12 protein-coding genes are annotated in these 12,612 nt (G+C 44.6%); 3 read left to right on the top strand and 9 right to left on the bottom strand.

Annotated features, from left to right (window positions below; genetic code table 11):
• Nucleotides 1–20 precede the first annotated feature (20 nt).
• Complete coding sequence (locus tag ACYVGZ_RS06955) at nt 21–641, top strand: FKBP-type peptidyl-prolyl cis-trans isomerase (protein WP_460753743.1); 621 nt, start codon at nt 21–23, stop codon at nt 639–641.
• A 46-nt stretch (nt 642–687) separates the two neighbouring features.
• Here ACYVGZ_RS06955 and ACYVGZ_RS06960 read toward each other — a convergent pair whose 3' ends face one another.
• The 9 genes from ACYVGZ_RS06960 to ACYVGZ_RS07000 all read right to left on the bottom strand — a co-directional run bounded on the left by ACYVGZ_RS06960 (nt 688) and on the right by ACYVGZ_RS07000 (nt 9,626).
• On the bottom strand, nt 688–1,104 hold the full coding sequence (locus tag ACYVGZ_RS06960; protein ID WP_460753132.1) for a GNAT family N-acetyltransferase: 417 nt from the start codon (nt 1,102–1,104) through the stop codon (nt 688–690).
• A gap of 8 nt (nt 1,105–1,112) precedes the next feature.
• Entirely contained in the window at nt 1,113–2,309 is a 1,197-nt protein-coding gene (locus tag ACYVGZ_RS06965; protein ID WP_460753135.1) for a JmjC domain-containing protein, read from the bottom strand.
• 75 nt (nt 2,310–2,384) lie between these two features.
• Nucleotides 2,385–3,758, bottom strand: a complete 1,374-nt coding sequence (gene purB, locus ACYVGZ_RS06970; protein WP_460753138.1) for an adenylosuccinate lyase — start codon at nt 3,756–3,758, stop codon at nt 2,385–2,387.
• A gap of 147 nt (nt 3,759–3,905) precedes the next feature.
• On the bottom strand, nt 3,906–6,125 hold the full coding sequence (locus ACYVGZ_RS06975) for an NADP-dependent isocitrate dehydrogenase (protein WP_460753141.1): 2,220 nt from the start codon (nt 6,123–6,125) through the stop codon (nt 3,906–3,908).
• Between the two features lie 306 nt (nt 6,126–6,431).
• Nucleotides 6,432–7,058, bottom strand: a complete 627-nt coding sequence (gene hflD / locus ACYVGZ_RS06980) for a high frequency lysogenization protein HflD (protein WP_460753143.1) — start codon at nt 7,056–7,058, stop codon at nt 6,432–6,434.
• A gap of 15 nt (nt 7,059–7,073) precedes the next feature.
• Nucleotides 7,074–8,195, bottom strand: a complete 1,122-nt coding sequence (gene mnmA, locus ACYVGZ_RS06985; RefSeq protein WP_460753146.1) for a tRNA 2-thiouridine(34) synthase MnmA — start codon at nt 8,193–8,195, stop codon at nt 7,074–7,076.
• Nucleotides 8,196–8,265: 70 nt separating this feature from the next.
• The gene (locus ACYVGZ_RS06990) at nt 8,266–8,670 is read right to left on the bottom strand and encodes an NUDIX domain-containing protein (RefSeq protein WP_460753149.1); all 405 of its coding nucleotides are present in this window, start codon (nt 8,668–8,670) and stop codon (nt 8,266–8,268) included.
• Nucleotides 8,603–9,316 (bottom strand): pseudouridine synthase, encoded by a 714-nt coding sequence (locus ACYVGZ_RS06995; RefSeq protein ID WP_460753152.1) that lies wholly within the window; start codon nt 9,314–9,316, stop codon nt 8,603–8,605. Before ACYVGZ_RS06995 ends, ACYVGZ_RS06990 begins: the two co-directional genes overlap by 68 nt.
• 82 nt (nt 9,317–9,398) lie before the next feature.
• On the bottom strand, nt 9,399–9,626 hold the full coding sequence (locus ACYVGZ_RS07000; RefSeq protein ID WP_460753155.1) for a cold shock domain-containing protein: 228 nt from the start codon (nt 9,624–9,626) through the stop codon (nt 9,399–9,401).
• Between the two features lie 280 nt (nt 9,627–9,906).
• Here ACYVGZ_RS07000 and clpS point away from each other — a divergent pair, with 280 nt between their 5' ends.
• Both clpS and clpA read left to right on the top strand, forming a co-directional pair.
• Nucleotides 9,907–10,254, top strand: a complete 348-nt coding sequence (gene clpS / locus ACYVGZ_RS07005; RefSeq protein ID WP_460753157.1) for an ATP-dependent Clp protease adapter ClpS — start codon at nt 9,907–9,909, stop codon at nt 10,252–10,254.
• 20 nt (nt 10,255–10,274) lie between these two features.
• A complete protein-coding gene (gene clpA / locus ACYVGZ_RS07010) occupies nt 10,275–12,533 on the top strand; it encodes an ATP-dependent Clp protease ATP-binding subunit ClpA (RefSeq protein WP_460753160.1) in 2,259 nt (752 codons plus the stop codon).
• Nucleotides 12,534–12,612 lie beyond the last annotated feature (79 nt).

The raw sequence follows: 12,612 nt of genomic DNA on the forward strand, positions 1-12,612 counted from the left end.
GAATAAAAGAGAGTTTTAACATGTCTGAACTGTCGTTCGACTCGAATGAAGCAAAAATTGCATACGGTATCGGCCGTCAAATCGGTGATCAATTACGTGGAAGTGACCTAGGAGAATTATCTCTAACTCACCTTTTTGCTGCGATTGAAGATGCCCTAAATCAAGCGGAAATGCGTGTTCCAGGTGCAGAGCTTGAAGCTGCGTTTGCTGAGTTGCAAGCTAAAATGGAAGAGAAAACAAAAGCCGCTTCTGAAGGTAATGTGAAAGCTGGCGAAGCCTTCTTAGCTGAAAACAAAGCTAAAGAAGGTGTTCAGACTACTGAGTCTGGCTTACAGTACGAAGTACTTGAAGAAGGTACTGGTGCGAATCCAAGCCGTGAATCTACCGTTCGTGTTCATTACGAAGGTCGTTTGATCGATGGTCAGGTTTTTGATAGCTCTATCGCTCGTGGCGAGCCAATTGAGTTCCCTCTAACGGGTGTTATTGCTGGTTGGACAGAAGGCCTGCAACTAATGAAAGAGGGTGCTAAATACCGTCTTACTATTCCTGCAGAGCTTGCTTACGGCGCGCAAGGTGCTGGTGCTATGATTCAGCCTTATTCTGTATTGCAATTTGATGTTGAGCTAATTGCAATCGTATAAGCACTTCATTGATGCAAAAAAAGCGAGCTAATTTAGCTCGCTTTTTTTATATTCTACGTGTCATCTTTACATGCAGTTTGCCGGCAGAAAGGAACACCTTTCCATCGGTTAAGAAGCCCTGTTGCTGATAAAAGGCTTGAGATTCCACTTGGGCGTGTAAGAAAACGTCGCTCATCTGCATTTCTCTTGCGACTTGTATCGCTTTATTTAATAAAAGCTGTCCATAGCCTTGTTGACGATAATGTTCTAATACGGCTAAGCGACCTATTTGTCCTTGTTCGGTAAGGCGGCAAGTACCAGTGGGTACAGCTGTATTACCAAAGGTAATGAAGTGAATGGCGGTTTTGTCTTGTTCGTCCCATTCGTCACTTGGGCTAATGCCCTGTTCGATAATAAATACCTGAGTGCGAACAAACTTAATTTGCTCTTGAGAGCTTGACCAGTCTGAAGTTAATGCTTTCATTTAGGCGCTTACTCCTCTTCATTCGTGCTAAGAGCCACTAAACCTTGCTGGTTAATAATAAAAAACAGTAAGGGTTTTAAGTCTTCCTCTAGAGATAAATCTAACTGCGAAAAATCAAATTCACTCTGTTCACACAATGCTTGTACGAAACCTGTAAGAGTGTGGCTCACTTTAATGGATTCCCCATTGCAGAAAACACTTAAGCTTGATTGCGTTTCATGTTCGTAATAGCAAATTCTCGCATCCCCTGGGCGGAAGAAGGTTTGTCCTGCTACTGCTTGTTCAAAAGCCTGTAAGGTCTCTTGCTGAGTTAATGCCGACTGGTACTCAGGATACTTGCTTTCACTCATGGTTGTACCAAGCCATTGGGCTAAATTTTCAGGCTGAGCGAGCATGTCACTTAGCTCAGTTTGCAGGTAATCAATATCGCTAGGGTGGATTTGCGCGGAGTGTTCCCGGGTCAAACTTTCTGGTGCAGAAAAACGATGTTTAGCATTGATCTCTTCACACAGTTTATCGCGAATGCCAGTGAGTGCATCTTGCATACTTGGTGCCCTAAACCCGATTGAGTAGGTCATGCACTCATTGTCCAGCGCGCGTCCATTATGAGCAAAGTTAGGAGGCAAATAGAGCATATCACCAGCGTCCAAGAGCCAGTCTTGCTTTGGGTCTGCCTCAAAGTTCTGCAAAATATGTAAATCCACGCCCTGCATAGGATGGTCTTGGTACTGTTCTGGTGCTAGAACTTGCCAGCGTCGTTGACCCGCAGCTTGTAATAAGAAAACATCGTATTGATCGTAGTGGGGGCCAACACTACCGCCTTCAGTGGCATAGCTAACCATTACATCATCGAGACGCCAACTGGGTAAAAATTGAAATTGTTCTTTAAGAGATTGAATGTCTGGAACCCAGTGATCAACGGCTTGAACTAATAAGCTCCATTCTTTTTCTGGTAAAGTGGCGAAAGTGTCTTCGTCAAATGGCCCTTGTAATAATTGCCAAGGCTTTTCACCTTTTTCAATCACAATACGTGCTTCTACTTCCTCTTCCATTGCAAGGCCTGCTAGTTCATCAGCGTCTAAAGGCGGTGTGAAGTCGGCTAGGGCCTGGCGAATGAGAAGGGGTTTTTTTTGCCAATATTCTGATAAAAAAGTTCTGGCTGTCATGCCGCCAAGTAATGAAAGGGGGGAGTCTAAATCCATCATATTGAATACCGTAAGAGAAAAGAAACGAAAAAGAGCCGATAAATCGGCTCTTTTTTAAACCATTTAAAGAGCTAGTTAACCGCGAATGGCTTTAGCTTGAGCAACGGCATTACCAATATAGCTGGCTGGGGTTAACGCCTTTAGCTCAGCCTTAGCGCTGTCAGGCAGCTCAAGAGTCTCAACGAAGGCTTCAATGGTCGCTTGATCAATGGTACGACCGCGAGTCAGTTCCTTCAGCTTTTCATAAGGAGATTCAATGCCATAACGGCGCATTACCGTTTGAATGGGTTCTGCAAGAACTTCCCAAGCCGCATCTAAATCTTCTGCTAAACGTGGGGCATTGATTTCAAGTTTGCTGATGCCTTTTAACGTTGCTTGATAGGCGATCAAACTGTGTGCAAGACCAACACCAAGGTTACGCAGCACTGTCGAGTCTGTTAAGTCACGTTGCCAGCGAGAAATCGGCAACTTAGCACTTAGGTGATTCATGATCGCATTGGCGATGCCTAGGTTGCCTTCTGAGTTTTCAAAGTCGATTGGGTTGACTTTATGAGGCATGGTGGAAGAACCAATTTCACCGGCAATGGTTTTTTGTTTGAAGAAGCCCATGGAAATATAGCCCCAAACATCCCGGTCAAAGTCGATTAGAATCGTGTTAAAACGGCTGATTGCATCGTACAACTCAGCAATGTAATCGTGGGGTTCAATTTGAGTGGTGTAAGGGTTCCAGGTTAGGCCTAGAGAGCTAACAAATTGTTCAGCATGGGCTTGCCAATCAACATCTGGGTAGGCAGAAAGGTGAGCATTATAGTTACCTACAGCGCCGTTGATCTTACCTAAGAATTCAACTTGGTTGATTTGCTTAAGTTGGCGTTTAAGGCGAGCCGCTACGTTGGCCATCTCTTTACCAACCGTAGAAGGGGAAGCAGTTTGGCCGTGAGTACGAGATAGCATAGGTTGTTCTGCATGCTCAAGGGCAAGTTCTTCAACCGCGCTGACAACGTTTTCTAGCTCAGGAGTGATGCCTTCTGCTAGGGCTTCTTTTAGCATTAAAGCGTGGGATAGGTTGTTAATGTCCTCAGAGGTACAGGCAAAGTGAACAAACTCAGAGACGTTAGCCAACTCAGCGTTGTCTGTCATTTTGCTCTTGATGAAGTACTCAACCGCTTTTACATCATGATTGGTTGTTTTCTCAATGTCCTTGATGGCTTGCGCATCAGCTTCACTAAAATTAGCAGCCAATTGGTCTAAGATGTTGTTCGCTTCTTGACTTAGTGCCGGTACTTCAGTGATTTGAGGGTGGTTGGCAAGTGCTTGTAACCAACGCACTTCGACTATGACGCGCATACGTAACAGGCCGTACTCACTTACAGAGCGGCGTAAAACATGTGTTTTTGATCCGTAACGACCGTCGATAGGGGAAATTGCGTTTAAGCTAGTTAATTCCATTGAGATAAGGCCTCGAGCAAGGTTTTCAGGGAGTCGCTATTATAGGCAAAAGAGGCTAGGTAATACAGGGTATACGGTAGGTTAAAGCATAAAAAAAGCCCAGAACTGAATTCTGGGCTTTTTACTAAAGGGTAACGCGTTGCTCGCTTATAAAGAGCTTAAAGCTTGGTTGAACGTTGCGCTTGGGCGCATGACTTTTTCAACTTCTGCAAGGTCTGCATGGTAGTAACCATCGATACCGGCAGGAGAACCCTGAACCTGAGCCAACTCAGCAACAATTGCTGATTCTTTTTCAGTCAGCTCTTTAGCCAATGGAGCAAACTTCTCTGCAAGGGCTGCATCTTCAGTTTGTGCAGCTAGCTCTTGTGCCCAGTACATCGCTAGGTAGAAGTGGCTGCCACGGTTATCCAATTCACCCGCTTTACGAGAAGGTGATTTGTTGGTGTCGAGCAGACGACCTGTCGCTTTATCTAGAGCATTGGCAAGAACAATGGCTTTTTGATTGTCGTTCTTAATGCCTAACTCTTCGAATGAAACGGCTACCGCAAGGAATTCACCTAGTGAGTCCCAACGTAAGTGGTTTTCTTCCATTAGTTGTTGTACGTGTTTTGGTGCAGAACCGCCTGCGCCTGTTTCGTACATACCACCACCTAAAAGCATAGGTACGATAGATAGCATTTTAGCTGAAGTGCCAAGTTCCATGATTGGGAATAAGTCAGTTAGGTAATCACGTAGTACGTTACCTGTTACAGAGATAGTGTCTAAGCCTCGCACAATGCGCTCCATAGAGAAACGAATCGCTTCGCTGTAAGGCATAATGCGAATGTCTAGACCCGTTGTGTCATGCTCTTGTAGGTACAGTTCTACTTTCTTACGAAGCTGGATGTCGTGAGCGCGCTCTTCTTCTAACCAGAAGACAGCAGGTGTGTCAGATTGACGAGCACGGGTTACACCAAGTTTTACCCAGTCGCGAATTGGAGCATCTTTAGTTTGACAAGCACGCCAGATGTCGCCTTTTTCAACCTCGTGTTGCATCAATACTTGGCCGTTTTCGTCAAGGATGCGCATAACACCGTCTTCTTTCATTTCGAAAGTTTTGTCATGAGAACCGTATTCTTGTGCTTTTTGAGCCATCAAACCAACGTTTGGTACCGTACCCATAGTCACTGGGTCAAACGCACCATTGGTTTTACAGAAGTTGATGGTTTCTTGGTAAATGCGCGCGTAAGTACTTTCAGGCATAACTGCTTTCGTGTCTTTAGACTTGCCATCACGGCCCCACATTTGGCCAGAGTTACGGATCATTGCAGGCATAGAAGCATCAACGATTACGTCACTTGGTACGTGTAGGTTAGTGATACCTTTGTCGGAATCAACCATAGCAAGCTCAGGGCGTGTTTCGTAACAAGCTTCAATCGCTTGTTTGATCTCTTCTTGTTGTGCTTCAGGAAGAGATTTGATCTTGTCGTAAACACTGCCTAGACCGTTGTTTGGATTAACACCGATTTCGTCAAACAGCTCACCGTATTTTTCCCAAACGTCTTTGAAGAAAACTGTAACGGCATGGCCGAATACGATTGGGTGAGAAACTTTCATCATTGTCGCTTTCACGTGTAGTGACCACATGATGTTGTTTTCTTTTGCGTCTTGAAGAGTTTCTTCGAAGAAAGCACGCAGCTGTTTGCAGCTCATGTTCATGCTGTCTAGTACTTCACCTTTAATAAGAGGTAAAGACTTTTTCAATTCTACAGAACCGTCTTTACCGACGAATTCAATGCTGACAGTTTGATCTTTGTCCATTGTTACGGACTGTTCAGAAGAGAAGAAGTCGCCGCCGCGCATATAGTCAGCGTGGCTAGCAGATGTCTTCTTCCAAGCTCCCATAGAGTGTGGGTTCTTGCGAGCGAAACCTTTTACGGCAGCAGGCGCACGACGGTCAGAGTTACCTTGGCGCAATACTGGGTTTACTGCACTGCCTAAAATTTTAGAGTAGCGAGCTTGAGCGTCTTTTTCTTCGTCTGTTTGAGCGCTTTCAGGGTAGCTAGGAATGTCGTAGCCTTGGCCTTGAAGTTCTTTAATTGCAGCGTTTAGCTGAGGAAGAGAAGCACTGATGTTTGGTAGCTTAACAATGTTCGCTTTAGGGTCAGCCGTTAATTCGCCTAAAAATTTCAGGCCATCTTCAACTTGCTTATCGGCAGGTAAACGGTCCGAAAATGCAGCAAGAATACGACCAGCAAGTGAAATATCAGTAAGTTTAAGTTCGATATCAGCTTCTTTGGCGAATGCGCCAAAAATAGGCAATAGCGAAGAGGTTGCTAATGCTGGTGCTTCGTCGGTAAGAGTGTAATAGATGGTTTGTTTCGACATGTAATTCCCCTAACTTGTTAGGCTATTAGCCATTTGCTATGAAGGTGACTTTTGGCCGCCGTTCCTTTTTATTAAACTGACTGATCAGGTTAAAAATTTTGCCCAGTATAGTACCTAAAAAAGCATCAAAGTGACATCGCTTGTGAATATACTCAAGATTGATGCCAGTGATTGTGATTTATTTGTGGGTTTAGAAGGTAACGTCAGGCCTAGCTTAGCTGTTAATTATGCATAGCTAGGCGACGATTTGATGACAAAATATCAATAAGGCTAAATAAGCTTGGTTTGATTGCTTACCTTGTGTTCTTAGCGCTCGTCTAGGGCGGCTAAAATGCGCTTGCGCTTGAAGATCAAGTGCCACCGTTTTCCACCTAGCTGACGCCATAGCATAGCAGCTCGAATTCCAGCCATTAATACACTTCTTACTGGGTTGGCAACATGAGGTTGTTGTAAGTGTCGGCTATCTCCCTGTACTTGTATACGAAAAGGTAAGGTGCTTAAGGTGTCCTGATACATACCTGAAATAGACGCTAAAAGATTGTCATGCAAAACGGTGTCGTAGAGACCCTTCTTCTGCTCAATTTGTTTTATGGTAAGGCCAATTTTTTCAAGCAACTCGGGGGCTTTTGCGAGTTTCCCTTCAAGGTGTATTAAGCTCAAGGCATAGCGGATGGTGTCTGGGTTAATGCTATTACGGTCTTTGCCTAATGCTAAGCGGGTAATGCGGCGGCCCAAGGCAAGATTGCTTTGGCAATCCCAAGAGCCCCCATAAATGTCTTCTGTACTCTCTGCGTTGAGCATTAGAATGCTTTCAATGAGTGGTGTCATGGGCTCTTTTTCTGCTTGCCCGGTTTTCGCTAGTTGGCTAACTAGATCTGCGGCTTGAAAAATAGCGGCTAAAGCAATGCTTTGTTGTTTTTCTTTACTACTCACAGAAAACACTCTTGTTTAGGATTTATTAAAAGCTTGGTTGATAATACCGCCACCCAGGCAAACTTGATCCACATAGAAGACCACTGATTGGCCTGGTGTAATGGCTCTTTGCGGCTCAGCAAAGGCCACTTCAACTCGGCCATCAGGTAGCTCGTAGATTGTGCAATCTTGATCGGGTTGGCGGTAACGACATTTGGCTTTACAGGTTAAAGGCAAGTTTGGCTTCTCCCTTGCTACCCAATCAAAATTATCGGCTATCAAGTGACTCTTATATAGAGCGTCGTCTTGCCCCCCTTGAGTCACCACAAGAACATTACGTTCGAGATTTTTCTCGACCACATACCAAGGGTCGTCCGAATAGTTGGCTAAGCCTCCAATTCCTAGGCCTTGGCGCTGGCCAATGGTGTGGTACATCAAACCATGGTGGCGGCCAATTTTATCACCCGTCAAGGTTTCGATGTCGCCCGGTTGTGCTGGTAGGTATTGCTCTAAAAAGTCTTTAAAGCGTCTTTCACCGATAAAACAAATGCCGGTGCTATCTTTCTTGTTATGAGTAACGAGGTTGTATTCTTCCGCTAAACGCCTTACCTCAGGTTTTTCTAACTCTCCGACAGGAAACAGAGTTTTGGCAATTTCATCTTTGCCAACAGCATATAAGAAGTAACTTTGATCTTTATTGCCATCTAAACCTTTGAGTAACAAAGGTTTGCCGTTTTCTTCGCCACGTCGTACATAGTGACCAGTCGCGATGTAGTCGGCACCTAAGGCAAGAGCGTATTCAAGAAAAGCTTTAAATTTAATTTCTTTATTGCACAGTATGTCAGGGTTAGGTGTTCGTCCTGCTTTGTATTCGGCTAAAAAATGCTCAAACACATTATCCCAATATTCAGCAGCAAAGTTTGCTGTGTGTAGCTTGATTCCCAAGGTGTCACTAACGGCTTGAGCATCAGCAAGGTCTTCTTTGGCGGTACAGTACTCAGTGCCATCATCCTCATCCCAGTTTTTCATGAAAAGGCCTTCAACCTGATACCCTTGTTGCATCAAAATCAGTGCGGACACAGACGAGTCGACACCACCTGACATGCCAACGATGACTTTTTTGCTTTGGTTATTGCTAGTGTTAAGGGGTTCTTTCATGACCTGTATGAGTTCTCATTTAGAATGGAGGGGCAAGCCTCAGATTAATTTTATAAAGTTGCCTATTGTATCAGCTTATTTTACCTGATTCAGGCAGCAAAAAATGATCCTTAATAAATTCAAGTTTTATCATGGGGGCGGTTTTGGCATCTTCAATACACTCTGCCACTAAAGGGCTGCGATGCGCGGTTTGCTTGATGTCTTGCTCGCTCAGCCAAACACAAGAGTCTATGTCTTCATCCAATTGAGTAGAAACTTGCTCTATGGGGTCACAAAGAAAGCAAACCCTATGGTAAGTGTCGCTCCCAACATAAGGCGTGAAGCTGTAGCTGCCTAGCAAAGCAATGGGGCTCACCTTCCAGCCGGTTTCTTCAAGTACTTCACGGATAACCGCTTGAGTTAGGCTTTCACCGTTTTCCACGTGTCCCGCCGGCTGGTTGATGACCAGTTTTCCCTCTTGCCATTCTTTTACCATGAGGTATTGGTGGTTTTTTTGAATGACTGCGGCGACGGTGAGGTGGGGTTGTCCTTGTTTGTTTTCGTTGTTCAAATTGGCTGACCTCTTGTTCGAGTGAGGGGGGGATTGAGGCGTAACACCATTCGCCGTGATTAAGTTGGTCGATTGAAAAAGGGCCGATGGCATAACGAATGAGCCTTAGTGTCGGAAAGCCGACTGCGGCGGTCATTCTTCTTACTTGACGGTTCTTGCCTTCTTTTATTTGCAGGCTAAGCCAGCTAGTCGGAATGTTTTGCCTTTGTCTCACAGGTGGTGTTCGTTGCCATACGTCAGGTTCTGGTATGCGCTGAGCAATGGCTGGCTTTGTTAGTCCATCTTTTAACATAACCCCTTTAGATAAAGCCTTAAGTGCCTCGTCGCTTATTTCGCCTTCTACTTGAACCCAATAAGTCTTAGGCTGTTTAAAGTTAGGCGATGCAATAATGTGCTGCAGTGCGCCATTATTAGTAAGCAATAAAAGCCCTTCAGAATCGTAATCGAGCCTACCTGCAGGATACACATCGGTTTCTTTAATGAAGTCAGCAAGGGTAGTTTTATCACCAGAAGGGGAAAACTGACTGATGACTCGAAAGGGTTTGTTGAGCAATATAAGCTGAGATGACATGTTGTACCGTTATAAAAAAACTCACTAAAGAGGCTAGCTTTAGTGAGTAGATTAACAAATACGTACTAAAAGATCGATTGCCTTAATGAGGGGTATCGGTGTCCTTTACTTCGGGAGTAATGTCGATGGCATGTAAGCCGCGGTTGCCGGGTTCAACATTAAAGCTCACAGTTTGTCCGGCTTTTAATGTTTTATAGCCTTCCACGTTAATGGCTGAATAATGAATAAATAAATCTTCGTTGAAATCTTCCGAAACGATAAAGCCATAGCCTTTCGCGTTATTAAACCACTTTACAGATCCACGATGCATGAGTTACTCCTATTGACTCCGCTACTAATTGCGTAATTGCACTGTTAGTGTTTTTTGAGGGAAAGACAGAGCGAAATTGCGAAATACCTGCAAAGTCTTTTGTGTGAATCAATGTTAATATTTGCTACAAGCATTGATTGCACATTTAATCCCTTCAATAATGAGAGTAGAAGTCGATTGGGGTTTTGTAAAATCTAAGAGTCATCAAATTACCCAATTCACTTTGCCGAAGCAGGATGACTGAGTGCAGATTGGATAAAGAGTTTCAGAGAACCAAATAATGATAATGAACCAAACTATAAAAATGTCGTCTGATGAAGAACACCATGGTCAGTCTAGTATTTTACTGGCGCCAGATGAAACAGAGCTACAACCCCCTTCTATGTATCAGGTGGTGCTGTTTAATGACGACTTTACCCCCATGGATTTTGTAGTGTTTGTATTACAACGGTTTTTCTCAATGGATACTGAGAAAGCCAATCAAGTCATGTTAGAAGTACACCAAAAAGGAAAAGGGGTGTGCGGTGTTTACCCTTTTGATATTGCAGAAACGAAAGTAGCAATGGTACAACAGTTTGTAGAGCAGAATGAGCACCCCTTGTTGTGTGATCTGCAGAAAGTCGATTAATTCGGAGTGAGGGAATAGCAATGTTAGATAAAGAACTAGAGCAAACCCTAAATACTGCCTTTAAAGCGGCGCGTGACAAACGCCATGAATTTATGACTGTGGAGCATTTGTTATTAGCTCTGATAGAAAATGATGCGGCCTCTGGTGTGTTAACCGCCTGCGGCATCAGCCTAGATACCTTAACCAAAGAACTCGAAGAGTTTGTCGACAGTACAACCCCTTTAATTCCAGAGGAAGATGACGAACGTGAAGTGCAACCAACGTTGGGTTTTCAACGTGTTTTGCAACGAGCCGTGTTTCATGTGCAGTCATCTGGTAAACGTGAAGTCACTGGCGCCAATGTGCTGGTGGCGATTTTCAGCGAACAAGAAAGTCAGGCTGTGTATTTATTAAAACGCCATGGTGTGAAACGCATTGACGTGGTGAATTATGTGGCCCATGGAATCTCAAAATTAGATGATGAGTCATCGGACGGTGCTCAGGCAGAAGAGGAAGAAACAGAGGATACTAACACCGCGCCATTGCAAAAATTCGCTACCAACCTCAATGAAGAAGCCAAAGAGGGTAAGATTGATCGGCTGATTGGTCGTGAGTATGAGATCGAACGTGTTATTCAGACTCTTTCTCGTCGTCGAAAGAACAATCCTTTATTGGTGGGAGAGTCTGGTGTTGGTAAAACCGCCATTGCTGAAGGTTTGGCTAAACGCATAGTCGATGGGCAAGTGCCTGATGTGATTGCGGATGGTGTGGTTTATTCCCTTGATTTAGGCTCCTTACTGGCTGGCACTAAGTATCGCGGTGACTTTGAGAAACGCTTGAAGCAATTGCTAGGCGAGCTTAAAAAACTACCAAATGCGATACTGTTTATTGATGAAATCCATACCATCATAGGCGCAGGAGCGGCTTCTGGTGGGGTAATGGATGCCTCTAATCTACTAAAACCTGTACTAAGTTCTGGTGGTTTGCGTTGTATCGGCTCGACCACTTTTCAAGAGTTTCGTGGAGTCTTTGAAAAAGATCATGCTTTAGCTCGCCGTTTCCAAAAGATAGATGTCAACGAGCCGAGTGTGGATGACACCTACCAAATTCTGAAAGGGATTATTGGCTCTTTTGAAGAGCACCATCAGATTAAATATGAAGAGCCAGCCTTGTTGGCTGCAGCTGAGTTGGCGCAACGTTATGTTACCGACCGTCATATGCCAGACAAAGCCATTGATGTGGTTGATGAAGCAGGGGCATATCAGCGCTTGCAACCGGAAGGCAAGCGCAAAGAGGTTATTGGGGTTGCGGAAATCGAGGATATCGTCTCCAAGATTGCGCGTGTGCCAGTGCGCTCAGTCAATGCCGATGATAAACAGGTGTTATCGAACTTAGAGCGAAACCTGAAAATGGTGGTGTTTGGGCAAGATGAAGCCATTGACTCCCTTTCTGCGGCCATCAAGCTGTCACGAGCTGGTTTGAAAGCTGAGCAAAAGCCCATTGGTTCTTTCTTAATGGCTGGCCCCACCGGGGTGGGTAAAACGGAAGTAACTAAGCAGTTGGCGCAACAGCTTGGCTTGGAGCTCATTCGTTTTGACATGTCCGAATATATGGAGCGCCACGCTGTTTCGCGTTTAATTGGTGCACCACCGGGTTATGTTGGCTTTGATCAAGGAGGCTTGTTGACTGAAGCGGTCACTAAGAACCCTCACAGTGTGGTGTTGCTGGATGAAATTGAGAAAGCCCATCCAGAAGTCTTCAATCTATTATTGCAGGTAATGGATCACGGCACCTTGACCGACAACAATGGTCGTAAAGCGGATTTTAGAAACGTCATTTTAATCATGACCTCTAATGCTGGGGCAGAGGAGTTGGCTAAGCGCTCTATTGGTTTCTCTAGTCAGGATCACTCTTCTGATGGTATGGAAGTGATTAATAAAACCTTCACCCCTGAGTTTCGCAACCGCTTAGATGCTGTGATTCAGTTTAAACAACTGGATGAGCGCATTATCTTTAACGTGGTGGATAAATTCTTGGTTGAGTTACAAGCTCAACTTGATCCGAAAGCAGTACAGTTAGAGGTGACTGACACAGCCCGTGGTTGGTTGGCCAATAAAGGTTATGATAGACAAATGGGAGCTCGGCCTATGGCACGAGTGATTCAAGAATACTTGAAGAAGCCATTAGCAGATCATATCTTGTTTGGTGAGCTTAGTGATGGGGGGCAAGTGAAAGTCTTGCTAGATGAGCAGCGAGATGAGCTGACCTTCGAGGTGGTAAAAGAAGCCGTACTTCACTAAACGGATGCTTCAGACATAAAAAAACCGGGTTCAGAGCCCGGTTTTTTTATGTCGACAGTGTCTTGTCTAGAATCCAGCT

The sequence above is a fragment of the Marinomonas epiphytica genome, assembly GCF_054780655.1.

What these genes read in the sequence shown, in the direction of transcription:
- ACYVGZ_RS06955 (WP_460753743.1), top strand. Translation starts at nt 21, where the DNA reads ATGTCTGAACTGTCGTTCGACTCGAATGAAGCAAAAATTGCATACGGT.
- ACYVGZ_RS06960 (WP_460753132.1), bottom strand. Translation starts at nt 1,104, where the DNA reads ATGAAAGCATTAACTTCAGACTGGTCAAGCTCTCAAGAGCAAATTAAG.
- ACYVGZ_RS06965 (WP_460753135.1), bottom strand. Translation starts at nt 2,309, where the DNA reads ATGATGGATTTAGACTCCCCCCTTTCATTACTTGGCGGCATGACAGCC.
- purB (WP_460753138.1), bottom strand. Translation starts at nt 3,758, where the DNA reads ATGGAATTAACTAGCTTAAACGCAATTTCCCCTATCGACGGTCGTTAC.
- ACYVGZ_RS06975 (WP_460753141.1), bottom strand. Translation starts at nt 6,125, where the DNA reads ATGTCGAAACAAACCATCTATTACACTCTTACCGACGAAGCACCAGCA.
- mnmA (WP_460753146.1), bottom strand. Translation starts at nt 8,195, where the DNA reads ATGAAAGAACCCCTTAACACTAGCAATAACCAAAGCAAAAAAGTCATC.
- ACYVGZ_RS06990 (WP_460753149.1), bottom strand. Translation starts at nt 8,670, where the DNA reads ATGGTAAAAGAATGGCAAGAGGGAAAACTGGTCATCAACCAGCCGGCG.
- ACYVGZ_RS06995 (WP_460753152.1), bottom strand. Translation starts at nt 9,316, where the DNA reads ATGTCATCTCAGCTTATATTGCTCAACAAACCCTTTCGAGTCATCAGT.
- ACYVGZ_RS07000 (WP_460753155.1), bottom strand. Translation starts at nt 9,626, where the DNA reads ATGCATCGTGGATCTGTAAAGTGGTTTAATAACGCGAAAGGCTATGGC.
- clpS (WP_460753157.1), top strand. Translation starts at nt 9,907, where the DNA reads ATGATAATGAACCAAACTATAAAAATGTCGTCTGATGAAGAACACCAT.
- clpA (WP_460753160.1), top strand. Translation starts at nt 10,275, where the DNA reads ATGTTAGATAAAGAACTAGAGCAAACCCTAAATACTGCCTTTAAAGCG.